26 protein-coding genes and 1 tRNA gene are annotated in these 21,376 nt (G+C 63.7%); 17 read left to right on the top strand and 10 right to left on the bottom strand.

What is annotated here, in order from left to right:
* Positions 1–3,072, top strand: a complete 3,072-nt coding sequence (locus NKI01_RS11880) for a type I restriction endonuclease subunit R (protein WP_352963261.1) — start codon at positions 1–3, stop codon at positions 3,070–3,072.
* Between the two features lie 22 nt (positions 3,073–3,094).
* Here NKI01_RS11880 and NKI01_RS11885 read toward each other — a convergent pair.
* Both NKI01_RS11885 and NKI01_RS11890 read right to left on the bottom strand, forming a co-directional pair.
* Positions 3,095–3,171 (bottom strand) — tRNA-Arg (locus NKI01_RS11885).
* Positions 3,172–3,335: 164 nt separating this feature from the next.
* Entirely contained in the window at positions 3,336–4,256 is a 921-nt protein-coding gene (locus tag NKI01_RS11890) for a zinc-binding dehydrogenase (RefSeq protein ID WP_352963263.1), read from the bottom strand.
* Positions 4,257–4,462: 206 nt separating this feature from the next.
* Between NKI01_RS11890 and NKI01_RS11895 the strand changes: the two genes are divergently transcribed.
* A complete protein-coding gene (locus NKI01_RS11895) occupies positions 4,463–5,269 on the top strand; it encodes an AraC family transcriptional regulator (protein WP_352963265.1) in 807 nt (268 codons plus the stop codon).
* 37 nt (positions 5,270–5,306) lie between these two features.
* Here NKI01_RS11895 and NKI01_RS11900 read toward each other — a convergent pair whose 3' ends face one another.
* Positions 5,307–6,197, bottom strand: a complete 891-nt coding sequence (locus tag NKI01_RS11900) for a D-alanyl-D-alanine carboxypeptidase family protein (protein WP_502896337.1) — start codon at positions 6,195–6,197, stop codon at positions 5,307–5,309.
* 248 nt (positions 6,198–6,445) lie between these two features.
* Between NKI01_RS11900 and NKI01_RS11905 the strand changes: the two genes are divergently transcribed.
* Both NKI01_RS11905 and NKI01_RS11910 read left to right on the top strand, forming a co-directional pair.
* Positions 6,446–7,552: a hypothetical protein gene (locus NKI01_RS11905; protein WP_352963268.1), complete on the top strand. Its 1,107-nt coding sequence runs from the start codon at positions 6,446–6,448 to the stop codon at positions 7,550–7,552.
* A gap of 345 nt (positions 7,553–7,897) precedes the next feature.
* Positions 7,898–8,518, top strand: coding sequence for a nucleoside triphosphate hydrolase (locus NKI01_RS11910; protein WP_352495059.1), 621 nt, complete (start codon positions 7,898–7,900; stop codon positions 8,516–8,518).
* A gap of 43 nt (positions 8,519–8,561) precedes the next feature.
* On the opposite strand, the gene NKI01_RS11915 is transcribed toward NKI01_RS11910, so the two are convergent.
* Positions 8,562–8,840 (bottom strand): hypothetical protein, encoded by a 279-nt coding sequence (locus NKI01_RS11915; protein WP_352963269.1) that lies wholly within the window; start codon positions 8,838–8,840, stop codon positions 8,562–8,564.
* On the opposite strand from NKI01_RS11915, the gene NKI01_RS11920 reads away from it, so the two are divergent.
* Positions 8,833–8,958 (top strand): hypothetical protein, encoded by a 126-nt coding sequence (locus tag NKI01_RS11920; RefSeq protein ID WP_352481498.1) that lies wholly within the window; start codon positions 8,833–8,835, stop codon positions 8,956–8,958. The genes NKI01_RS11915 and NKI01_RS11920 overlap by 8 nt on opposite strands.
* A gap of 21 nt (positions 8,959–8,979) precedes the next feature.
* Here the strand turns inward: NKI01_RS11920 and NKI01_RS11925 are convergent, their stop codons facing one another.
* The 3 genes from NKI01_RS11925 to NKI01_RS11935 form a co-directional block, all read right to left on the bottom strand.
* On the bottom strand, positions 8,980–9,684 hold the full coding sequence (locus tag NKI01_RS11925; protein WP_352963271.1) for a glutathione S-transferase family protein: 705 nt from the start codon (positions 9,682–9,684) through the stop codon (positions 8,980–8,982).
* A 124-nt stretch (positions 9,685–9,808) separates the two neighbouring features.
* The gene (locus tag NKI01_RS11930) at positions 9,809–11,017 is read right to left on the bottom strand and encodes a beta-ketoacyl-[acyl-carrier-protein] synthase family protein (protein WP_352963272.1); all 1,209 of its coding nucleotides are present in this window, start codon (positions 11,015–11,017) and stop codon (positions 9,809–9,811) included.
* A gap of 4 nt (positions 11,018–11,021) precedes the next feature.
* On the bottom strand, positions 11,022–11,276 hold the full coding sequence (locus tag NKI01_RS11935; RefSeq protein WP_023677013.1) for an acyl carrier protein: 255 nt from the start codon (positions 11,274–11,276) through the stop codon (positions 11,022–11,024).
* A 202-nt stretch (positions 11,277–11,478) separates the two neighbouring features.
* On the opposite strand from NKI01_RS11935, the gene NKI01_RS11940 reads away from it, so the two are divergent.
* From NKI01_RS11940 to NKI01_RS11960, 5 genes are read left to right on the top strand one after another with little or no spacing between them, the layout of a single operon-like run.
* Entirely contained in the window at positions 11,479–12,321 is an 843-nt protein-coding gene (locus NKI01_RS11940; RefSeq protein ID WP_502897820.1) for an urease accessory protein UreD, read from the top strand.
* A gap of 28 nt (positions 12,322–12,349) precedes the next feature.
* Positions 12,350–12,652 carry an urease subunit gamma gene (locus NKI01_RS11945; RefSeq protein ID WP_023677011.1) on the top strand — a complete coding sequence of 101 codons (303 nt, stop codon included), beginning with the start codon at positions 12,350–12,352 and terminating at the stop codon, positions 12,650–12,652.
* A 23-nt stretch (positions 12,653–12,675) separates the two neighbouring features.
* On the top strand, positions 12,676–12,933 hold the full coding sequence (locus NKI01_RS11950; protein WP_023722547.1) for a DUF1272 domain-containing protein: 258 nt from the start codon (positions 12,676–12,678) through the stop codon (positions 12,931–12,933).
* Between the two features lie 35 nt (positions 12,934–12,968).
* The gene (locus tag NKI01_RS11955) at positions 12,969–13,562 is read left to right on the top strand and encodes a HupE/UreJ family protein (RefSeq protein ID WP_031195187.1); all 594 of its coding nucleotides are present in this window, start codon (positions 12,969–12,971) and stop codon (positions 13,560–13,562) included.
* An 8-nt stretch (positions 13,563–13,570) separates the two neighbouring features.
* Positions 13,571–13,876 carry an urease subunit beta gene (locus tag NKI01_RS11960; RefSeq protein ID WP_023722545.1) on the top strand — a complete coding sequence of 102 codons (306 nt, stop codon included), beginning with the start codon at positions 13,571–13,573 and terminating at the stop codon, positions 13,874–13,876.
* A gap of 26 nt (positions 13,877–13,902) precedes the next feature.
* Here the strand turns inward: NKI01_RS11960 and NKI01_RS11965 are convergent, their stop codons facing one another.
* Positions 13,903–14,397, bottom strand: a complete 495-nt coding sequence (locus tag NKI01_RS11965) for a hypothetical protein (protein ID WP_023722544.1) — start codon at positions 14,395–14,397, stop codon at positions 13,903–13,905.
* 126 nt (positions 14,398–14,523) lie between these two features.
* On the bottom strand, positions 14,524–14,907 hold the full coding sequence (locus tag NKI01_RS11970; RefSeq protein ID WP_023722543.1) for a hypothetical protein: 384 nt from the start codon (positions 14,905–14,907) through the stop codon (positions 14,524–14,526).
* A gap of 179 nt (positions 14,908–15,086) precedes the next feature.
* On the opposite strand from NKI01_RS11970, the gene ureC reads away from it, so the two are divergent.
* From ureC to NKI01_RS12005, 7 genes are all read left to right on the top strand, one after another.
* A complete protein-coding gene (ureC, locus tag NKI01_RS11975) occupies positions 15,087–16,799 on the top strand; it encodes an urease subunit alpha (protein ID WP_502895920.1) in 1,713 nt (570 codons plus the stop codon).
* A 47-nt stretch (positions 16,800–16,846) separates the two neighbouring features.
* Positions 16,847–17,440: a hypothetical protein gene (locus NKI01_RS11980; RefSeq protein ID WP_352481502.1), complete on the top strand. Its 594-nt coding sequence runs from the start codon at positions 16,847–16,849 to the stop codon at positions 17,438–17,440.
* A 56-nt stretch (positions 17,441–17,496) separates the two neighbouring features.
* Complete coding sequence (gene ureE / locus NKI01_RS11985; RefSeq protein WP_352481503.1) at positions 17,497–18,081, top strand: urease accessory protein UreE; 585 nt, start codon at positions 17,497–17,499, stop codon at positions 18,079–18,081.
* The gene (locus NKI01_RS11990; protein ID WP_352481504.1) at positions 18,074–18,745 is read left to right on the top strand and encodes an urease accessory protein UreF; all 672 of its coding nucleotides are present in this window, start codon (positions 18,074–18,076) and stop codon (positions 18,743–18,745) included. Before ureE ends, NKI01_RS11990 begins: the two co-directional genes overlap by 8 nt.
* On the top strand, positions 18,742–19,182 hold the full coding sequence (locus NKI01_RS11995; protein ID WP_352481505.1) for a DUF3995 domain-containing protein: 441 nt from the start codon (positions 18,742–18,744) through the stop codon (positions 19,180–19,182). The genes NKI01_RS11990 and NKI01_RS11995 overlap by 4 nt, the downstream gene beginning before the upstream one ends.
* A complete protein-coding gene (gene ureG / locus NKI01_RS12000; RefSeq protein WP_352481506.1) occupies positions 19,179–19,820 on the top strand; it encodes an urease accessory protein UreG in 642 nt (213 codons plus the stop codon). The genes NKI01_RS11995 and ureG overlap by 4 nt, the downstream gene beginning before the upstream one ends.
* Before the next feature lie 84 nt (positions 19,821–19,904).
* On the top strand, positions 19,905–20,672 hold the full coding sequence (locus tag NKI01_RS12005) for a class II aldolase and adducin N-terminal domain-containing protein (RefSeq protein WP_352481507.1): 768 nt from the start codon (positions 19,905–19,907) through the stop codon (positions 20,670–20,672).
* A 15-nt stretch (positions 20,673–20,687) separates the two neighbouring features.
* Here NKI01_RS12005 and NKI01_RS12010 read toward each other — a convergent pair whose 3' ends face one another.
* Positions 20,688–21,320 (bottom strand): HAD family hydrolase, encoded by a 633-nt coding sequence (locus NKI01_RS12010; protein ID WP_352481508.1) that lies wholly within the window; start codon positions 21,318–21,320, stop codon positions 20,688–20,690.
* Positions 21,321–21,376 lie beyond the last annotated feature (56 nt).

The raw sequence follows: 21,376 nt of genomic DNA on the forward strand, positions 1-21,376 counted from the left end.
ATGCCCGGCCACACCGAACACGATTTCGAGACAGCCATTGAGGCCGGACTGATCGGCGCGGGCGGCTACGCCAAGCGCGCTCCGACCACCTACCACGAGTCGCTGGCTCTGTTCCCGGAGGACGTGACCGGCTTCCTGCAAGACAGTCAGCCGGCGAAGTGGGGGCAGCTTGAAGCCCTGCTGGGGCCCAAGACAGAAGCGACCGTGCTCGACAGCCTCGCCAAGGAACTCGACATCAAGGGCACGCTGCATGTCCTGCGCCACGGCTTCAAATGCTACGGCAAGACCTTCCGGCTGGCCTATTTTCGCCCGAACTCAGGGATGAACCCGGAGGCAGCGGAGAGTTATGCCAGCAACCGGCTGACCATCACGCGGCAAGTGGCCTTCACCTCTGCGATGAAAAAGGCTGATGGCAAGAACCGGCGCTGCATCATCGACGTAACACTCAGTGTGAACGGCCTCCCCGTGGCCACGGCGGAACTTAAAAACCAACTGACGGGCCAGCGCGCGGCGGATGCGGTGCGCCAATATTGCGACGAGCGCGACGAGCGCGATTTGCTGTTCGCCTTCAAGAAACGCGCGCTTGTACATTTCGCGGTGGATCCTGATGAGGTGTGGATGACCACACGCCTCAAGGGTAAAGAATCCGTCTTCCTGCCCTTCAACCGGGGCGATAATCACGGCGCGGGCAACCCGCCTGTCGAAGGAAACTGGAAAACCCACTACCTCTGGGACGAGGTGCTACAGACCGACAGCCTGATCGACATCCTGCAACGCTTCATGCACCTGGAAGTGAAGGAACGGCAGGTCAAGACCGACAAAGGCGTGCGCACCATCCGCAAGGAAACGATGGTCTTCCCGCGCTACCACCAGCTTGATGCGGTGCGTAAACTCGTGGCCCATGCGCGCGAGAATGGCTCCGGGCGCAACTATCTCGTCCAGCACTCGGCGGGATCGGGAAAGTCCAACTCCATCGCATGGCTGGCCCACCGGCTGGCGAGCCTGCACGACACCAATGACCAGAAGGTGTTTCATTCGGTGGTGGTCGTCACCGACAGGCGCGTGCTCGATCAGCAATTGCAGAACACCATCTACCAGTTCGAGCATAAGACCGGCGTGGTCGAGAAGATCGACGAGGACACTCAACAGCTTGTTCGCGCCTTGTCAGAGGGCACGCCGATCGTCATCACCACGATCCAGAAGTTCCCTTACATCGCGCAGGCACTCTCCACGCTGGAGGGCAAGGGTGCGGGGGTGAAGATCGACACGGCGGGCAAACGCTTCGCAGTGATCGTGGACGAGGCGCATTCCTCGCAAAGCGGCGAGACCGCGACCGCGCTCAAAGGGATGCTCAACAAGGATGGCATTGAAGCCGCGATTGCGGCGCAGATATCGGACGAAGAGGACGACGATCTTTCCGAAGAGGCCAAGGCGGCGATGCTGCGCGATGCGCTGAAACGCGCGCGGCAGCCGAACCTCAGCTTCTTTGCCTTCACCGCCACACCGAAATTCAAGACCAAGACGCTGTTTGACGAGCCGGGGCCATCCGGCACATCACCGTTCCACGAGTACACCATGCGGCAAGCCATCGAAGAGGGCTTCATCATGGACGTGCTCTTGAACTACGCGACGTACAAGCGTTTCTTCGGCCTCATCAAGCAGGTGGAGGATGACCCGGAGGTGCCGCGCAAGAAGGCGGCGAAGGCGCTGACCCGGTATCTGGAACTGCATCCGGTCAATATCGAGCAAGTGGTTTCGGTTATCGTGGAGCACTTCCGTCTCTACGTCATGCACGAGCTTGGCGGGCGGGCCAAGGCGATGGTCGTCACCGGCTCGCGTCTTGCCGCTGTAAAATACAAGCTGGCCTTCGACCGCTACATCAAGGATCAGGGGTATACCGGCATCCGCTCGCTGGTCGCCTTTTCGGGCAGCGTGGAGGACCCGGAAGACCCTGGCTCTTCGTACACCGAAGTTTCGATGAACGACGGGCTGGCCGAAAGCGAACTGCCAGAAACCTTCGAGCGCGACGACTACCGCGTGCTTCTGGTCGCCGAAAAATACCAGACGGGCTTCGACCAGCCGCTCTTGCAAACGATGTATGTCGTCAAGCGGCTCGCCGGTGTGCAGGCGGTGCAGACGCTGTCCCGTCTCAACCGAATGGCTCCGGGAAAGGCGCGCACCTTCGTCCTCGATTTCGCCAACGAGGAAGACGACATCTACAAGGCGTTCAAGCCCTACTACGAGGCGACGCCCATCGGCGAGAACGCCGATCCGCACCGCTTGTCCGAATTGCAGCACAAGCTATTGGAATGGGCGGTCTTTGCGCCGGATGACGTCAATGCCTTTGCTGAGGTGTGGTATCAGGGCAAGCGCGATCATTCCGCAACCGACCATCGGCTGATGAATGCAGTGCTCGATGCGGTGGTGCAGCGGTTCCTTGAGAAAGAAGCGCCGGAGCAGGACGAGTTTCGTGGTCAGTTGACCGCGTACCGTAACCTTTATGCCTTCCTCTCCCAGATCATCCCTTATCAGGACAGCGAGCTTGAAAAGCCCTACGCCTTTGTTCGCAACCTGATCGCCAAGCTCCCACCACCCGGCGATGGCCATGCCTTTGCGCTGGACGACGAGGTGGCGCTTCGCTTCTTCCGACTCCAACAGATGACGGAAGGTTCAATCGACCTGGGTTATGGCGAAGCTGCCCCGCTCAAGGGGCCGACGGACGTTGGAACGGGCGGATTTGGCGAGGAAGCAGTTGCCCTGTCTACACTGGTTTCGAAACTGAACGAGCGCTTCGGCACGAACTTCACTGAGGCTGATCAGTTCTTTTTTGATCAGATACGCGCCAGCGCCGAAGAGGACGACAAGATCGTTGAAGCCGCGAAGGCCAACAACCTCGCCAACTTCTCATCCTATCTGGAACGGATGCTGGATGAACTCTTCATCGACCGCATGGAAGGCAACGAGGAAATCTTTTCACGCGTAATGACGGACAAAGAGTTCCGCTCGGCTGCCCACGAGCACCTTGCACTGGAAATCTTCCGGCGCGTCCGTGATAGGCAAACAGCGGAGTGACGCAGGCGCGATTGCATTTGTGTGGCGCACCCGACAGGATTCGAACCTGTGACCTCTGCCTTCGGAGGGCAGCGCTCTATCCAGCTGAGCTACGGGTGCCTTCAGGATCGGTGATCCCAAAAACGAACCAGCCGGTAAACCGGCCAGCCACGGCTTCTTAGCGGAAGCAGGCGCCGGCTTCAACGGGCAATCGCGGGCGAGCTCAAGTTGCCGTAGCAGCCCCGGGGAGGCAGACACTGTCCCGTCCGGCGGTCGCCGCCTGCTCATTGCATCATGGTAAGCACGGCCTTGCCGCTGATGCTGCGCTGTCGCAGCGCGTCCAGGGCCTGGCCGACGTCCCGCCACGGCACGGTCAGGACCACACGCGTTTCTAGCCGGCCGGCTGCGATCAGCGCGAGCAGCGAGCCGATGTCGGCGCCAACCTCCGGACCGGAAGCGTAGTAGGCGAAGGTCTGCAGCCGCGCGCCTTCGTGACCCGGAACGAACTGGCGGAACCCGATAGGCGTGAGTTCGCCGCTGCTCGAGCCGAACATGACGACGGTCCCGCCGGGCGCGACCCGTTCGATCGCGCGGGCGAGGCTATCGCCGCCGACCGATTCGGTAATCAGCGAGAACAGCCCGTCCGTCAACCCGATCGTTTCGACGACCCGCTCGGCTCCCAGGCCGCGGAGATCTTCGGCATGCCGGGCGGCGGCGACCGCTGTCACCGACGCGCCCTGCTGGCGGGCGATCTGGATCTGGAAACGGCCGACCGCGCCGCTTGCGCCGGTAATCAGGACCCGCCGGCCGGCCAGGTCGCCGCCGTGGCGCAGGGTCCGCAGCGCGGTCGTGCCTGCAACCGGAACGGTGGCGGCGGAGACGAAGCTGACATCGTCCGGCAGGACGGCGAGATGGTCTGTTGGAACGGCGACATTTTCGGCCCACCCGGCCTCGTCGACCAAAGCCGCAACCCGGGCGCCGATGGGCGGCCCGGAGCCATCGGCCGCAGCACGCTCGACAATTCCGGCAACGTCCTGGCCAGGCACCCAGCCGTTCGGACGGATGTTGAGCAGGCGCAGTTCGCCGCGGTTCAGCGAGACTGCCCGGACCGAGACCAGCGCCTCGTCCGGGGCGGGCTCGGGCTCGCCAAGCTCGGCGAGCTTCAACCCGGTGGCGCTATCGGAAGATGTGATTAAGCCGAGCATTGGTATCGTCCTTTCTTGCTGCGTGGCGGACGCCCAGCCCGTTTTCGTGCGCCGGGCTTGTTGGTCCGACGTTCAGAACGCAAGCAGGGTATGACTATCTGGAAGCCCGCCCTGTCGTCTTCTGAGTTACTCAAGGCCCTAAACTATCGACTTTCCTGTTTGAGTAGTTTAGATATCTTGGCAGTTGATCGCTAAAATCAGTCAATATGAGACAGCCTCTCCGCTACCCCTGGCCTTTCGATCCGGATGATGTCCTCGCCTCGGCAATCGCCGTGCGCGTTGACGTTACCGAAACCAGGGCAGAGGTGCCGGACCACCACCACCGCAAAGGGCAACTCGTCTTCGCGCTCGGCGGTGGCGTCACATGTCGCGTCCCCAGCGGGCTGTGGATGGTGCCGCCCCATTGCGCGGTGTGGATTCCGGGCCGCATGGAGCACAGCAATATCGCGACCGCCAATGCCCGGATTTTCTTCGTCTATATCGAGCCGGGAGCTGCCGAACTGCCGGCCCGGTGCTGCACGCTGTCGATCTCGCCGTTGCTGCGCGAGCTGATCATCGAGCTGGCGGATCGCGGTGAGGATGGTGACGCCAGGAGCGAACTCTTGACCAGGGTACTGCTCGCCGAACTGCCGCGCATGCCTGTCCAGCAGCTGCATTTGCCGATCTCGTCCGAGCCGCGCTTGAGGCGCATTGCCGCGGCGCTGGCGGACGATCCTGCCGATCGCAGCACCCTGGCGGAATGGGCCAATCGCGTCGCGCTCAGCGAGAGCAGTCTCGCACGTCTCGTGGTCATGGAAACAGGGCTGACCTTCGGGCGTTGGCGCCAGCAATTGCACCTGATCGTCGCAATGCGGGAGCTGGCCTCCGGCGCCAGCGTGCAGCAGGTTTCGGCCGATCTCGGCTATGAATCGGTCACCGCCTTCATCACCATGTTCAAGAAAGCGCTTGGCAAGCCGCCAGCAAAGTATCTCAGCAGTGTCGCGCAAAACGGCGGCTCTGCGTTTGTCGCTTGATGAGCGCCCTGATCCGCCGCCCGCCGGACGTCAGCCGTCACTGCTCCTCGGCGTACAGCAGCCGCGTCTTTGCCGCCGATGCCGTCGACAGGCTGCGCTGGATCAGCGCTTCGACGTGGTCGTTGCGCTGGCGCGCGCTGTCGGCGCCCATCACCACGATGATCAGCCTGCGCCCGTCCGCATCATAGGAGGTAACGATGTTGAAGCCGGAAGCCCGGATGTAGCCGGTCTTGATGCCGTCGACGCCGCGCACCCGGCCGAGCATGTCGTTGTGGCCGCGCACCAGCCTGCCGCGAAACATGAAGTCGCTTTCGGAGAAATAGTGGAAATGCTGCGGGAAGCGGGCGTGCAGCGCCATGCCGAGCACCGCCATGTCGCGCGCGCTCGTGTGCTGGTCGCCGTCCGGCAGGCCCGAGGCGTTGCGGAATACCGTGCTGCTCATGCCGATCTGGCGCGCCTTGGCGGTCATCATGCCGGCGAACGCCTCTTCGCTGCCGCCGAGATATTCGGCAACGGCGACCGCCACGTCATTGGCCGATTTGACGACGATGGCGCGGATCGCCGAATCGACGTCGATGGTCTCGCCGCGCCTGAACCGCAGCTTGGTCGGCGGCTGCCGGGCGGCGTTGTCCGACACCGGAATTTGCGTCTCCTTGCTGATACGGCCCTGGTCCAGCGCCTCGAACAGAAGGTACAGCGTCATCATCTTGGTCAGCGACGCCGGATAACGCGGCGCCGTCGAATTGACCTCGAACAGCGTCTTGCCGGTGCCGGCATCGATGACCATCGCGGCATATTTCTGCGGCGGCGCCGGCACCGCCAGCACGCTGTCGGGCGGCGTCACCGTCGTACAGCCGGCAGCAAGCAGCAGCAGCGCCAGCATGGCGACGTAGTTGTGGATGAGCGAAAAGAACCGGAAGGCGGACAAGTCAGTTCCGAAGGCAGGCTGTTTCTGAGACGAGGCGAAGCTATCTTAACGCAAAGGCACAGTCCATTTGGTTAATATCGTCGGAACCCTGGAATGGTGCCCTGTCCACAGGCCGACGTGGCGGCTGTGCCAAGCCGTCCGATGCGAATTGCCGGCCACCGCGCTTGCGCAACGGGCGGCGAGTGGGCTTTGCTGGCGCCGGCAGAATCGGGCCGCCAGAATCGGGCTGGCAGAATCGGTAGGTGCATATGGATACGGTCACGATTACGGCAAAGGGGATTTCGGTATCGGTTGATCTTGCCGTCGGCCATCTCGCCGACATGGCGATCGAGATCGACGGCCGTCGGCTGAAGCCGCTGCATCGCGCACCCTGGGTCGAAGAGCCGCGCGAGACGCTGCCGAAAGATCTGCCTGAAGGGACGGTCCACCTGTCCGGCGATTTCCTCTGCGCGCCGTTCTCGACCAGCGACGTCGAAGCGGCACCTTTGCATGGCTGGCCGGCCAATAGTCGCTGGGACGTCGTCGACAGCGCAGCAATGGCCGATGGCTGGCGCGCCGTCTTCCGTCTGCAGCGTCCGGTCATGGGCTCGACCGTCGACAAGATCCTGACCTTGCGCGACGATCATCCGTTTCTCTATCAGGAGCACGTCTTTTCCGGCGGCGCCGGCGCCATTCCCGTCGCCCACCACCCGATGACGGTAATGACGGCCGGCGGCAGGCTGGCTTTCTCGGCGAAGCGCTTTGCCGCAACGCCGAACGAGGCGCCGGAGCCCGATCCCGCCCGCGGCCGCTCTTTGCTCGCCTACCCGGCGCGGACAGCCGACCTGACGCGCTTTCCCGCCGCCGGCGGCGGCACGATCGACCTGACCGGCTATCGCATGGACCAGCAGCGTGAGGACTTCGTGACGCTGGTCGAGGCCGATCATGGCGGGCCGGGCTGGACCGCGCTGGCGCGCCAGGCGGAAGCCGATCTGGTGCTGGTGCTGAAGAACCCAGCCGAACTGCCGGTGACCATGCTGTGGGTCAGCAATGGCGGGCGCGATTATGCGCCATGGAGCGGCCGCCATCGCGGCGTGCTCGGCATCGAGGATGGCCGCACCGCTGTCGGCCACGCCGCATCGCTCGGCGACAACTGGCTGAAGCGCGAAGGCGTGGCGACCGCCTTTGCGCTTTCTGAAGGGCGCAGCTTTTCGTTCCGCCATGTCATCGGCGCACTGCCGTGGCCGTCCGGCGAGCCGCCGCGCGACGTCGCGAGCTTACCGGGCCGCATGCGCATCCTGGCCGCCGACGGCGCCGTGCGCGACATTGGCTTCGACAGCGACTTCCTGCGGATCGGCAGGTCGGCCCCAGCTTGAGAGCTCGCCTCCCCACCTTCGTCATCCCAGGGCGGAGCAGGAGCGAAGCGACGTCGCGGAGACCCTGGGATCCATGCCGCGACCGTCGTCGAGGAATGCGGCGGAACAGAATTCTGCGCCGCTGAGGCGCCCTGATGTCACGGCATGGATCCCGGGGTCTGCGCTGCGTCGCTTCGCTCCTTGCTCCGCCCCAGGATGACGAAAGGGACGATCGTTTCGGGCAATCTCAAAGCTTTGCGATTTGCCGACGGACGGTCAAAATCCCTGAGCGAGGAAACTAATCTCGGGTTTGAAATTCCCGCGAATTGTCGCCAAGATCGAAAACACTCAGCCAGAAAGGCTCCAATGTCCGAGATCGCCCATATTGCTGCTGCCATCTTCAAGCGCGCCGGCAAGGCACCGCGCTTCATCGTTGCCATTGCCGGTCCGCCCGGCGCCGGCAAATCGACATTGTCGGCAGGCTTGCACGACCTGCTGCCGGAAGGCACGGCAGAAGTCGTGCCGATGGATGGCTTCCATTACGATGATGTCGTGCTCGAGCGACGCGGCCTTCGCCAACGAAAAGGTGCCCCGGAAACCTTTGATTTTGCCGGCTTCGAAACGCTGCTCAAGCGCATCCGCGCCGGCGAGCCGGATATCGCGATCCCGGTCTTCGACCGCAGCATGGAGCTGTCGCGCGCCGCCGCTGCGATCATCGCCGCCGACACCAAATTCATCCTGGTCGAAGGCAATTATCTGCTGCTCGACGAAGAGCCATGGACGCGGCTGGCGCCGCTGTTCGACTTCTCGATCTTTGTCGATGTGCCGCGCGCCGACCTCGAGCGCCGACTGCTGGAGCGATGGCACGAGCACGGCCGGTCCGACGAGGACGCGCGCGCCTGGATTGCTTCCAACGACATGCCGAACATCGATCGCGTGCTTGCCCGTCGGCGGCCCGCCGACCTGGTGGTTGGTGAACAGGCCTGATCTGTAAGGACTGTTCGGCCGGAACCTTAACACTTTCAGGCCGTTATCCCGGACACGGCAATCGTGCCGCATGAGGGAACAGTTCGATGGAAACCATGGCAAGAAAGCCTGCGCCCGCCAAGGGCAGGGCAACACGATCAAAAGCAACGCGAGCGAAAACCAGCGCCGGCCCGGCAGCGGCCCGCTCCAAGGACGCGGCAAAGCCCAGCTTTGGCAAGGCGGCGCCGAAGAAGGTGGTGCCTGCCGCGGCCAAAGCCGCTGCACCCAAGCCCAAAAAGCCGGCAAGCAGCAGAGGATCGATCGCAGGCAGCGCAATGCGCACCGTCAAAACGACGGCCAACGTCGCCGCCGGTGCCGTGCTTGCGACCGCCAAAGGTGCGGCCTCGCTTGCCGCTTCCGTAGTCGGCAAGGGCTCGAAACCCCGGACCAAGGCAAAATAGCCGGGCCAGTCTGGCTTTCGATCAGGCTCTGGCCGGAATGGTGAGGCCCCTCTGCACCGCCGGCCGGGCAAGGCCGCGCTCCAGCCATGCGCCGACGCTGGGGAAATCGTCGAAACCGACGAGTTCCCGTGCCTCATAAAAGCCGATCAGATTGCGCACCCATCCAAGCATCGAAATGTCGGCGATGGTGTAATCGTCGCCCATGATCCAGCTGCGGCCCTTGAGCCTCGTTTCGAGGACGCCGACCAGCCGTCGCGATTCATCGCGGTAGCGCTCCAGCGGGCGCTTGTCGGCGATTTCGCGCCCGGCGAATTTGTGGAAGAAACCGACTTGGCCGAACATCGGCCCGATCGAAGCCATCTGGAAGAACACCCACTGGATCGTCTCGTAACGCAGCGTTGCGTCTGCCGGGACCAGCTTGCCGGTCTTGTCGCTGAGGTAGAGCAGGATGGCGCCGGATTCGAACAGGCCGATCGGTTTGCCGCCCGGGCCGTCCGGATCGATCATCGCCGGTATCTTGCCGTTCGGGTTCAAAGACAGGAATTCCGAGGTCCAGCTCTCGTTCTTGCCGATGTCGACGGCATGCGGCTCGTACGGCAGGCCAAGTTCCTCCAGCGCGATCGATATCTTCACCCCGTTGGGCGTCGGAAACGAATAAAGCTGAATGCGGTCGGGGTGGCTCGCCGGCCAGCGCCTGGCGATCGGAAACGCGGACAGATCGGTCATCGAAACTCCTGGTCGGGGGGCGCCCCGAACGGCGCGGTCATGGCGGGTCGCAGAGAGTTAGGCGCGACGCTTGGCGCGATCAATATGCGCATGGAAAGTTTCACCGGCCCCGAAAGGGGCGCGGTCAGACGGCCTTGACCGCCAGCACCGCATTGGTGCCGCCGAAGGCGAAGCTGTTGCTGATCGCGGTGCGCACCGCGCGCTCGCGCGCCACGTTCGGCGTGATGTCGAGATCGCAGTCGGCGTCGGCTTCCCGATAGTTGGCGGTCGGCGGCACGATGCCGTCGCGGATCGCCATCACGCAGGCGATCATTTCCAGCGCGCCGGACGCGCCGAGACAGTGGGCGTGCATCGATTTGGTCGAGGAGATAGAAAGCTTGTAGGCATGGCCGCCGAAGACACGCTTGATCGCCGCCGTCTCGATCTGGTCGTTGGCCTTGGTGCCGGTGCCATGCGCGTTGAGATAGTCGACGTCTTCCGGATTGAGCCCGGCATCGACGAGGCAGAAGCGCATCGCCGCCTCCGGCCCTTCGATGGTCGGCGCAACGATGTCGGAGGCGTCGGCGGAAAGGCCGACGCCGGCGATTTCGGCAAGGATGGCGGCGCCGCGCGTCATGGCATGCTCATAGGTTTCCAGCACCACCATGCCCGCACCCTCGCCGAGCACAAGGCCTTGGCGATCGGCCGAAAACGGCCGGCAGGTGTCCGGCGACAATACCCGCAGGGCCTCCCAGCCCTTGAGGATGCCCCAGACCAGCGGCGCATCGGTGCCGCCGGCGACCATGACGTCGGCACGGCCGAGCCTGATCTGGTCGACCGCCGAGGCAATGGCGTGGTTGGATGACGAACAGGCAGAGGTGATGCCGAATACCGGCCCGCGCAGACCAAGATTCATGCTGACGTGGCCGGCGGCCGCGCCCGGCATTACTTTCGGCACGGTGAAGATGCCGGCGCGGTTCTTGCCTTCGAGCAGGATGGCGCGATAGCTCTCTTCGATTGCCTCCCAGCCGCAGACGCCGACGCCGACGATGGTGCCCATCCGATAGGTGTTGGCCGCGTGCAGGTTCAATCCCGCCTGCTGTGCCGCCTCCCGCGCGGCGATCGTCGCCAGAAGGCTGAAGCGGTCCATCGACACGACCTGCTTGCGGTCGATGCCGTGATCGGGAAGCGTTTTGATTTCGCAGCCGACCCTGACCTTGAGGTCATACAGCTCGGAATTGACGATCGCACCGATTGCCGAACGGCCGGTGCGCATCTCGTTCCAGATTGCTGGTGCGTTGGTGCCGAGGCCGCATAATCCGCCGATGCCCGTGATGACGATGCGCTTGTGCATTCAGTCAGGCTTTTTTCGCGATCAGCGCGCGAACCGCCTCGACCATGTCGCCGACATTCTTCAGATTGCTCCAGGCATCGACCGTGTTCATCTCGATTTCGATGCCATACTCTTCCTCGAGATCGAAGATGATTTCCGTCAGTTCCAGCGAATGGATGCCAAGGGCGGTCAGTTCGGTACTGGTGGTGATTTCCTCGCCGCCCGGCTCGGCATGAGCCTTGATCTTGGCGATGATATCGTTTGCCAGCTGGTCAGCCATTCGGTTTCTTCCCCAACTCTGTCGTTTCCCGACGCCAACTGATCAGCGCCCCTTTTGTCCTCGATTACGTCGTCATCGTCGCCTTTTACCCCCGCCAGGCGCCGATGACCGTACCAAGGTGGCTCCCTCTATAGAAACCGAAACGCTGTCAAGCAACAAGCTATATATCGACAAAGCCGCCGCAGTGCTTAACGTTGGTGTCGTGGATACGATCGCATATAGCTTGAGCTCGGTGCCGCCGGCCCAGCGCGTTGCCGGCGTCGCGCGGCTTGGCTGCGACTGGAACGGAGGCCGCACGCGTCTTCGGCGCCTGTACCAGGACGGCTCGGCCAAGATCCGCATGCCGGCAGTCTCGGCCGATCCGCTCGAAGCTGTCCTGATCAACACTGCCGGTGGGCTGACCGGTGGCGACCGTCTCGCCTGGCAGGTCGATGTCGGTGCCGGCGCCTCAGCAACCATAACAACGCAGGCCTGCGAGAAAATCTACCGCGCCGCATCCGATCGCGCCGAAGTGCGGGTGCAACTGACCGTCGGCGAAGGCGGCCACATTGCCTGGCTGCCGCAGGAAACCATCGTCTTCGACCGCTCGGTCTTTGCCCGCACGCTTGACGTGGAGCTTGCCGCCGGAGCCGAGGCGCTGATCCTGGAGGCTACTGTCTTCGGCCGCCTGGCCATGGGCGAACGGGCAGCGCAAGGCTATTTCCACGACCGCTGGCGCGTTCGCCAGGACGGAGCGCTGGTCCATGCCGAGGAGTTCCGCATCGGGCCCGACATTGCGGCCACCTTGAACCGTACGGCTGTGGCCGGTGGCGGCATCGCCGTGGCGACGCTGCTGATGGTGTCGCCGCGGGCAGAGGCTTTGCTCGAGCCGGCCCGGGGCATGGTCGGCGGCCAGGGCGGCGTCAGTTTCTGGAGTGTGCGGAAATCTGGCAAGCTTCTTGCGAGGCTGTTCGCCGAGGACGGCTACCAGCTCCGCAAGCGGCTGGTGCCGCTTGTCGAATTGCTCAACGGGCGGGCGGGCCTGCCCAAATTATGGTCACTCTGATTTCGATTATGCCACTGCAGGAAAAAGCATGAATCTGACGCCGAGGGAGAAAGACAAGCTGCTGATCGCCATGGCGGCGATCGTGGCCCGCAAGCGGCTCGAACGCGGCGTCAAGCTCAACCACCCGGAAGCGATCGCGCTGATCACCGATTTCGTCGTCGAGGGTGCCCGCGACGGGCGCGCGGTCGCCGAGCTGATGGAGGCCGGCGCCCATGTCGTGACCCGGGCGCAGGTGATGGAAGGCATTGCCGAAATGATCCACGATGTGCAGGTCGAGGCGACGTTTCCCGACGGCACCAAGCTGGTGACCGTGCACGAACCGATCAGATAATCACCAAAGGCGAGGAGAGGAAAATGCTTGAGCTGCGTCCCAACTGCGAATGCTGCGACAAGGATCTGCCGCCCGATGCGACAGATGCGGTGATCTGCACCTTCGAATGCACCTTCTGCGCGGACTGCGCCCAAAACGTGCTCGGCGGCGCCTGTCCGAATTGTGGCGGCAACTTCTCGGCCCGCCCGATCCGTCCGGCAGCGATGCTGAAGAAATATCCGGCCTCGACCCAGCGCATTCTCAAGGCAGAGGGCTGCGGCCCGGCCCGCAAGGCCGCGTGAGAGGCATGATGATCTCGAAGATGGAAGGTACGCCGATGATCCCCGCTACGATGAAACGCACAACGCTGTCGGCGGTCCTGCTGCTGGCGGCAGCTGGGCCAGCCTATGCCCATGTCGGCGACGGCACGGTTTCGTCCTTCACCGCCGGCTTCACCCACCCGCTCTCCGGCCTCGATCACATGACGGTGATGATTGCCGTCGGCCTGTGGGCAGCACTCAAGGGCGACAAAGCGATCTGGGCATGGCCGCTGGCTTTCGTCGGCATCATGCTGGCCGGCGGCGCGCTCGGCATCCTGCATGTGCCGATGGCTTTCGTCGAGCCGGCCATATTGGCGTCCGTCGTGGTGCTCGGGCTGCTGGTTGCGCTCGCCGTCGACCTTCCGGTCTCGGCCGGCGTCGCCGTCATCGGCCTGTTCGCGTTGTTCCACGGCTATGCCCACGGCACCGAGGTGCCCGAAAATGCGGGTGGGCTCGGCTACATGGCGGGCTTTGCCGCCGCCACCGCGCTGCTCCACGCCGTCGGCATCACTGCCGGTTTCAACCTCGGCTGGCGCTTCCGCGGACTTGCCCGCGTCGCCGGGGCCGCCTGTGCCACGATTGGCGCCGGCCTTGCTTTCGGCGTCCTGTGAGGGCCGCAATGATCCCAGGTGAAATCATCACGGCAAGCGGCGAGATAGAGCTGAACAAGGGTCTGGCGACCGTCACCTTGAAGGTAGCCAACAGCGGCGATCGGCCGATCCAGGTCGGCAGCCATTATCATTTCTTCGAGACCAATGAAGGGCTGAGATTCGATCGCGACCAGGCCCGCGGCATGCGCCTCGACATCGCTGCCGGCACCGCCATGCGCTTCGAGCCGGGGCAGGAGCGTGACGTTACCCTGGTGCCGTTCGGCGGCAAGCGCGAGGTCTACGGATTTCAGCAGAAGATCATGGGCAAGCTGTGAGATCGAAGGCGTCGAGCAGTTTCGGCTCAGCCGGGCGGCTTGGCCGCCGCATAGATGACGACCTTTCCCGGATCGTCGAATTCCACCGCCAGAACGTCCTCGGTTTGCACTCTCCGCGAGTCGATGGCGTTGAACAGCAATGCGTTCGCCTCGATCTCCTTGCGCAGCTCGGCAATGTCGTCCCGATGTTGCCTGACCTTGTTTTCGATCGCCGGCGGCGGGCCGCCTTCGGTGCGCGCGGCGTCGGTAAGAAACACGATATCGACCTTGTCGAGCTTGGACGTCTTGCGCACGACAGCGATGTTTTCACGCGTGCGGTCGATCGCCGAGCTGACCTTGCCGGCTTCCGCATTTGTCTTGGTCTCTTCCTGGCCGACCTCCGAGCCGACGATCCGGTTGACGGTCTCGGCACTATCGAGGCTCTGCGCGTTCAGCGCGGCGTGCGGAATGCTGGCTGCCAGAAACGCGGTCGCAGCAATCCCATGCAGCCATCTGGTGTCGGAGAAGGTGGTGATCGCCATCGCTCGTTCTCAGGCTCCTTTTCGAGGCTTGTGTCAGGGCGACAGGACCGAAACGTAACTTCCCCTGTGAAGGTTCCCTTTGCGATGCGGCGGGCTGACCGGGCGCCGGCCCGCCGCCTCGCCTCGTCAGCTGGCTTTCTTGGTGATCAGCGTCAGCGCGCCATTGGTGCTCATGCTGGCGGCGATCACCTGCGCCGAGGTGAGTCCTTTCGCTTCGAGCGCGGACTTGACCTCCGGTGTCGCGTCGATCGAGCCGCGCAGCTTCTGCAAATCGGCATCGCTGCGCTTAGCGATCACCTCGTTGACCTTGGCTTGAGTATCCGCCGGCAGATCCTTGATATCGACGACATTGATCGCCTGAATGGTGGGCGCCTGCGGCTGCGCCCCGGGCGCGGCAGGAGCAGGAGCGGCCGGCGCCGGACTGGGCTGCTGCGCAGGCTGTTGCTGGGCGCTGGCGGCGGTTGCGAGCACCAGCGTGGCGGCGGCTGCCAAAAGGGTCGTTTTGCGCATGGATGTTCCTTTCCATCGATTGGCAAATGGTCGTTTTGGGGTGGCCCGCCCACCTCAACCGCCAAATGGGATCGGAAAGTGTCGCTCAGCGGGTCATTGCGTGACCATAGGATGGCGGCAATGTGGGTCCCGGCTTCGACAAGCGGTATTTTCGGGCTGTATTTCGGGAGCAATTGCTGATGGCTAAAATCACCCGCGCCGCCTATGCGCAGATGTACGGCCCGACCGTTGGCGACAAGGTCCGGCTCGCCGACACCGAACTGTTCATCGAGGTCGAAAAGGATCTCACCCTTTACGGTGAGGAGGTGAAATTCGGCGGCGGCAAGGTCATCCGCGATGGCATGGGCCAGAGCCAGGTTTCGCGCGCGCAAGGCGCGGTCGACACCGTCATCACCAATGCGCTGGTCGTCGATGCCACCGCCGGTATCGTCAAGGCAGATATCGGCCTCAGGGACGGCCGTATCGCCGCGATCGGCAAGGCCGGCAATCCGGATACTCAAGGCGGCGTCACCATCATCATCGGCCCCGGCACCGAGATCATCGCCGGCGAGGGCAAGATCCTGACCGCCGGCGGCTTCGACGCGCATATCCACTTCATCTGCCCGCAGCAGATCGAGGAAGCGCTGATGTCGGGCATCACCACCATGCTCGGCGGCGGCACCGGCCCGGCGCACGGTACGCTGGCCACCACCTGCACGCCTGGCCCGTGGCATCTGGCACGCATGATCCAGTCTTTCGATGCGTTCCCGATGAATATCGGCCTGTCGGGCAAGGGCAACGCGTCGCTGCCTGCCGCGCTCGAGGAGATGGTGCTCGCCGGCGCCTGCTCGCTGAAGCTGCATGAGGACTGGGGCACGACACCGGCTGCAATCGACTGCTGCCTGTCGGTCGCCGACGATTACGACGTGCAGGTCATGATCCACACCGACACGCTGAACGAGTCCGGCTTCGTCGAAAACACGGTGGCGGCGATCAAGGGCCGCACCATCCATGCCTTCCACACCGAAGGCGCCGGCGGCGGCCACGCACCTGATATCATCAAGGTCTGCGGCCTGCCCAACGTCATTCCGTCCTCGACCAATCCGACCCGCCCCTACACGGTCAACACGCTGGCCGAACACCTCGACATGCTGATGGTCTGTCACCATCTGTCGCCGTCGATCCCCGAAGATATCGCCTTTGCCGAAAGCCGCATCCGCAAGGAAACCATCGCCGCCGAAGACATTCTGCACGACATCGGCGCCTTCTCGATCATCTCGTCGGACAGCCAGGCCATGGGCCGCGTCGGCGAAGTCGCGATCCGCACCTGGCAGACCGCCGACAAGATGAAGCGCCAGCGCGGTTCGCTGCCGCAGGAGACCGGCGACAACGACAATTTCCGCGTCCGCCGCTACATCGCCAAATACACCATCAATCCGGCCATCGCGCATGGCCTGTCGAAGGACATTGGCTCGGTGGCGGTGGGAAAACGCGCCGATCTCGTGCTGTGGAATCCGGCGTTCTTCGGCGTCAAGCCGGACATGGTGCTGATCGGCGGCATGATCGCCGCCGCCCCGATGGGCGATCCCAACGCCTCGATCCCGACGCCGCAGCCGATGCACTATCGGCCGATGTTCGGCGCCTATGGCAAGGCGATGACCAATTCGTCGGTGACATTCGTTTCGAAAGCCGCGCTCGACGCCGGCCTGCGCGGCAGGCTCGGCGTCGACAAGCAGATGGTGGCGGTCGAGAATACCCGCGGCGGCATCGGCAAGCATTCGATGGTGCTCAACGACGCCACGCCGCATGTCGAGGTCGACCCCGAAACCTACGAGGTCCGCGCCGACGGCGAGTTGCTCACCTGCGAGCCGGCCACCGTGCTGCCGATGGCGCAACGCTACTTCCTGTTCTGAACCATAGGCGTTAGAACGACCGATGTAGAACATGCCGCGCCAGGCCTATGGACCAGCAACTCCCTTACGCCCACGACATTTTCCCGCATATCCGCATTGTCCTGGGCATGGTGATCGGCCTTGGCGTCACACGGCTGCTGTCGGGGCTCGCCCGCATCGTCCAGCATCCCGGCCAGTACCGGCTCTATCCCGTGCACCTCGCCTGGGTTGCGTCGGTGCTTCTGATGCTGGTGCATTTCTGGTGGTGGGAGTTCGGCCTGTTCCAGATCGAGAATTGGACCTTCGGCAAATACCTGTTCATCATCTTCTACGCCGTCACGCTGTTCCTGCTCTGCGCGCTGCTGTTCCCGGATTCGATGCTGGACTACACCAGCTATGAGGATTTCTTTTATTCGCGCCGGGCCTGGTTCTTCGGCCTGCTGGCGGCGACCTATCTGCTCGACGTGATCGACACGCTGCTGAAAGGGCCGGAGCATTTCGCCCATTTCGGCATCGAATATCTGATCCGCACGCCGGTTTTCGTCGCGCTTTGCGTCATTGCGATCCTGCTGCGCGACCGCCGCTTTCACATCGCCTTTGTCGCCGGCGCGCTCGTCTATCAGATATCGTTCATCCTGCGGCTCTTCGACACGATCGTCTGAGCCCCATTGGGGCGGCGGACCGGATAGTCTAGGCTTTTTGCGAAAGGCAGTCTTACATGAAGCTCGATATTCGCACCGACTTCACCAAATTCCCGCGCGCCGTCTCCGTCCTGGCCGCAGGCGAAGCCGGAACCACTACGCCATATGACAGCGCAGTGCTTGCTCATGACGAGCGGCATCTGCGCCGTCGCGCCATCGAAACGGCCCGTAGCGACAAGGTGCTGGTCGACCTGCCCGAACCGGTGACGTTGAACCATGGTGACCGGCTGGTGCTGGAGGATGGCCGCCAAATCGAGATCATCGCGGCCGCGGAGCCGCTCTACGACATCAGGGCCAGCGATCCTGTCCATCTGGCCGAGCTTGCCTGGCACATCGGCAACCGCCATCTCGCCGCCGCAATCGAAGCTGGGCGCATCCTCATCCTGCGCGACCATGTCATCAAGGCGATGCTGGAGGGATTGGGCGCCATTGTGAGCGACGTCTCCGAGCCGTTCAAGCCGGTGCGCGGCGCTTATTCCGGCCATGGCGGGCACGGCCATGCTCATGCCGAGGCGCATACGCACAGCCACGCCGAAGCGCATTCTCATAGCCATAGCGAATCGCATTCCCACAGCCATTCGCACGACCATGACCATGACTGACCAGCCTTCCAACATTGCATTGTTGCGGCTGATGGCGTGGCTGTCGCCTTCCTTCCCGGTCGGCGGCTTTTCCTACAGCCATGGCTTGGAACAAGCCGTGCATGCCGGGCTGGTTGCCGACAGCAAAGACCTTGCAGCGTGGCTGGAAACGCTGGTCGAGATGGGTTCCGGCTGGAACGATGCGGTGCTGTTTGCCGAAAGCTGGCGCCGGGCGCGCGAAGCCGGCGATCTGGTCGAGGTCGCTGCGCTCGCCGAGGCCCTAGCCGGCTCGCGCGAGCGTCATGCCGAAACCATGCTGCAGGGCGCCGCCTTCCTGAAGGCGGCCTCGGCCTGGCCGTGCCAGGTGCTGGACCGCCTGCCGGCCGAATGTGCCTATTGCGTCGCCGTCGGTGCCGTCGCCGGCGGCCACGGATTTATGCTGCGGGATGCGCTGGCCGGCTTCCTGCAGGCCTTCTTTTCCAACCTCGTCCAGGCCGCGATCCGGCTTGGTGTCGTTGGCCAGACCGGAGCGACCGCGCTGCTCGCCGGCTTCGAGCCGCTGGCCTTGGCGACTGCAGCCCGCGCTGCCGACTCGACCCTCGACGATCTCGGCGGCTGCGCTTTTATCTCAGACATCACGGCGATGAAGCACGAGACCCAGTATTCGCGGCTGTTCCGCTCATGATCGTCCTCGCTTTCGCCCTCTCGCTGGTCCTGCTGCTGATCACCGCGCTGCATGTCTATTGGGCTATTGGCGGCATCTGGCCGGGCATGGATGCTGCCTCCTGCGCCCGCGCCGTCATCGGCTTTCATGGCGTCGATGAAATGCCGGCACCCTTCGCCAGCTTCGCCGTTGCCGCCTGCCTCGGCCTGGCGACACTGTGGCCGATGGCGCTCGAGGGCATCTTTGCCACGCCCTTTCCCAAGGCCGGGCTTGCCGCCACGTCGCTGCTCATCGCGCTGGTTTTCCTGGCGCGCGGCATTGCCGGCTTCACGCCGTGGTGGCGCCGGCTGACGCCCGAGCAACCTTTCGCGCGGCTCGATCTGCGTTATTATTCGCCGCTGTGCCTGCTGATCGGCCTCGGCTTCGCCATCCTTGCCTTCACGGAGTTCCCCGCATGATATCCCCGAACGGCCCTCTTCGCATCGGCATCGGCGGTCCGGTCGGCTCCGGCAAGACGACGCTCACCGAAAAGCTCTGCAAGGCGCTGCGCGACGAGTTCTCGATCGCCGTCGTCACCAACGACATCTACACCAAGGAGGACGCCATGATGCTGGCGCGCCTCCAGGCGCTGCCCGAAGATCGCATCATCGGCGTCGAGACCGGCGGCTGCCCGCACACCGCCATCCGCGAGGACGCCTCGATCAATCTGCAGGCGATTGCCGAAATGACCAAAAAATTCCCGGATCTCGACATCATCTTCATCGAATCGGGCGGCGACAACCTCGCCGCCACCTTCTCGCCGGACCTTGCCGACCTGACGCTCTATGTCATCTCGGTTTGCCAGGGCGAGGAGATTCCGCGCAAGGGCGGACCGGCGATCACCCGGTCCGATTTCCTGGTCATCAACAAGAGCGACCTTGCGCCCTATGTGAACGTCAATCTCGATGTCATGGAACGCGACGCTGCCCGCATGCGCGGCAAACGGCCGTTCGGCTTCACCGACCTGTCGCGCGGCAAGGGGCTGCAGGAGGTCATCGATTTTATCGTCGAGCATGGCGGCCTAAGGGTCGGCGCCGCCGCCAGTACGGCAGCATAGCAATCGCGTTCGCCTGCACCAAACGAAACCGGTTGCGCGTCTTCCCGCCGCGCGGCATCCTCGCCTCTTTCACGGAGGTCTACGATGAGCATCACGCGCCTGCAGAAGGAAGTGCTGACCAACCTGCCGTTCTATGAAGAACGTGTCGATCTCGCTTGCGCCTTCCGCTGGACGGCGCGGCTCAACATGCACGAGGCGGTGGCCAATCATTTCTCGCTGGCGGTCAACGACGATGGCTCGCAATTCCTGATGAATCCCAATCAGGTGCATTTCTCGCGCATCAAAGCGAGCGACCTGCTGCTGATCGACGCCAACGATCCCGACACGCTCTCCGGCCCGAATGCACCTGACCCGACGGCATGGGGCCTGCATGGCGCCATCCATCGCAATGTGCGTCATGCACGCTGCGTCATGCATGTCCACTCGATCCACGCCACGGTGCTTGCCTCGCTCGCCGACTCGACGTTGCCGCCGGTCGACCAGAACTCAGCGATCTTCTTCAACCGCCATGTCGTCGACGGGCATTACGGCGGGCTGGCCTTCGAGGAAGAAGGCGAGCGCTGCTCGCAGCTTCTTGTCGACCCGAAGGTCAAGGTCATGGTGATGGGCAACCATGGCGTGCTGGTCATCGGCGACAGCGTTGCCGACACCTTCAACCGCATGTTCTATTTCGAGCGCGCCGCCGAAACCTACATCAAGGCGCTGTGGACCGGCCGGCCGCTGCGGGTATTGTCGGACGAGATCGCCGAGAAAGCGGCAAGGGAACAGGAAGATTATCCGGGCCAGGCCGAACGCCACCTCTCCGAACTGAAGGCGATCCTCGACGAGCAGGAGCCTGCCTACCGGAACTGAGCGCCCGTTAAAGCTTTAAAGTCCCAGATGGGCTCGCAATTCGTCGGCGCTGTTGATGACAATCGCGCCCGGCGGCCCTTCCATCGGCGCCTCCGGCCAGAAGACCGTCTTCATTCCCGCCGCCAGCCCCGCCGTGGCGCCGGTCATGCTGTCGTCGACCGCTACGGCCTCGGCGGGATCGACGCCGGCCAGCCAGGCGGCGCGCAGGAATGGCTCGGGATGCGGCTTGCCTTCGCGCACGTCGTTGCGGCTGATGGTCTTCATTCCGGGGTAGAAAAGGCCGACCGCGCGCAGATTGGCGTCGACGATCAGCCGGTCGGAATTGGACACCACCGCCTGCTCCACGCCAAGCGCGCGCAGCTCGTTGAAAATCTCGATCGCGCCGCTGCGTGGCGTCAGCGTTTGCGCCATCGGCAGATAGTGATCGTATTTGCGTACGATCCAGTCGTCGAAAGGCAGGTCGAGGCCGAACTCGTCGCGCAGCATCTCGTAGACCGGCCATGCGGCGATGCCGAGCACGCGCTCATGCAGGTCGGTTGGCGGGGCGATGCCAACGCTGTGCAGCGCCGCAACCAGCGCCGCCTCGTGCAGCGGCTCGCTGTCGACCAGCGTGCCGTCCATATCCCAGAAAACCGCTTTCGGCGTCATGCGAGGCTCCATTCTCCAGAATCCCTTAAAGCGTTTAGCTCGGGAGATAAACCGCC

Origin of the sequence: Mesorhizobium sp. M0815 (genome assembly GCF_040319995.1) — a bacterium.
Classification (GTDB): domain Bacteria; phylum Pseudomonadota; class Alphaproteobacteria; order Rhizobiales; family Rhizobiaceae; genus Mesorhizobium.

Bases quoted from the DNA above. Each gene is read 5' to 3' on its own strand.
- NKI01_RS11895 (WP_352963265.1), top strand. From the start codon at position 4,463: ATGAGACAGCCTCTCCGCTACCCCTGGCCTTTCGATCCGGATGATGTC.
- NKI01_RS12010 (WP_352481508.1), bottom strand. From the start codon at position 21,320: ATGACGCCGAAAGCGGTTTTCTGGGATATGGACGGCACGCTGGTCGAC.
- NKI01_RS11935 (WP_023677013.1), bottom strand. From the start codon at position 11,276: ATGGCTGACCAGCTGGCAAACGATATCATCGCCAAGATCAAGGCTCAT.
- NKI01_RS11905 (WP_352963268.1), top strand. From the start codon at position 6,446: ATGGATACGGTCACGATTACGGCAAAGGGGATTTCGGTATCGGTTGAT.
- NKI01_RS11955 (WP_031195187.1), top strand. From the start codon at position 12,969: ATGATCCCCGCTACGATGAAACGCACAACGCTGTCGGCGGTCCTGCTG.
- NKI01_RS11995 (WP_352481505.1), top strand. From the start codon at position 18,742: ATGATCGTCCTCGCTTTCGCCCTCTCGCTGGTCCTGCTGCTGATCACC.
- ureE (WP_352481503.1), top strand. From the start codon at position 17,497: ATGAAGCTCGATATTCGCACCGACTTCACCAAATTCCCGCGCGCCGTC.
- NKI01_RS11910 (WP_352495059.1), top strand. From the start codon at position 7,898: ATGTCCGAGATCGCCCATATTGCTGCTGCCATCTTCAAGCGCGCCGGC.
- NKI01_RS11960 (WP_023722545.1), top strand. From the start codon at position 13,571: ATGATCCCAGGTGAAATCATCACGGCAAGCGGCGAGATAGAGCTGAAC.
- NKI01_RS11880 (WP_352963261.1), top strand. From the start codon at position 1: ATGCCCGGCCACACCGAACACGATTTCGAGACAGCCATTGAGGCCGGA.
- ureG (WP_352481506.1), top strand. From the start codon at position 19,179: ATGATATCCCCGAACGGCCCTCTTCGCATCGGCATCGGCGGTCCGGTC.
- NKI01_RS11990 (WP_352481504.1), top strand. From the start codon at position 18,074: ATGACTGACCAGCCTTCCAACATTGCATTGTTGCGGCTGATGGCGTGG.
- NKI01_RS11950 (WP_023722547.1), top strand. From the start codon at position 12,676: ATGCTTGAGCTGCGTCCCAACTGCGAATGCTGCGACAAGGATCTGCCG.
- NKI01_RS12005 (WP_352481507.1), top strand. From the start codon at position 19,905: ATGAGCATCACGCGCCTGCAGAAGGAAGTGCTGACCAACCTGCCGTTC.
- NKI01_RS11925 (WP_352963271.1), bottom strand. From the start codon at position 9,684: ATGACCGATCTGTCCGCGTTTCCGATCGCCAGGCGCTGGCCGGCGAGC.
- NKI01_RS11970 (WP_023722543.1), bottom strand. From the start codon at position 14,907: ATGCGCAAAACGACCCTTTTGGCAGCCGCCGCCACGCTGGTGCTCGCA.
- NKI01_RS11965 (WP_023722544.1), bottom strand. From the start codon at position 14,397: ATGGCGATCACCACCTTCTCCGACACCAGATGGCTGCATGGGATTGCT.
- ureC (WP_502895920.1), top strand. From the start codon at position 15,087: ATGGCTAAAATCACCCGCGCCGCCTATGCGCAGATGTACGGCCCGACC.
- NKI01_RS11890 (WP_352963263.1), bottom strand. From the start codon at position 4,256: ATGCTCGGCTTAATCACATCTTCCGATAGCGCCACCGGGTTGAAGCTC.
- NKI01_RS11930 (WP_352963272.1), bottom strand. From the start codon at position 11,017: ATGCACAAGCGCATCGTCATCACGGGCATCGGCGGATTATGCGGCCTC.
- NKI01_RS11945 (WP_023677011.1), top strand. From the start codon at position 12,350: ATGAATCTGACGCCGAGGGAGAAAGACAAGCTGCTGATCGCCATGGCG.
- NKI01_RS11920 (WP_352481498.1), top strand. From the start codon at position 8,833: ATGCGCACCGTCAAAACGACGGCCAACGTCGCCGCCGGTGCCGTGCTT.
- NKI01_RS11980 (WP_352481502.1), top strand. From the start codon at position 16,847: ATGGACCAGCAACTCCCTTACGCCCACGACATTTTCCCGCATATCCGC.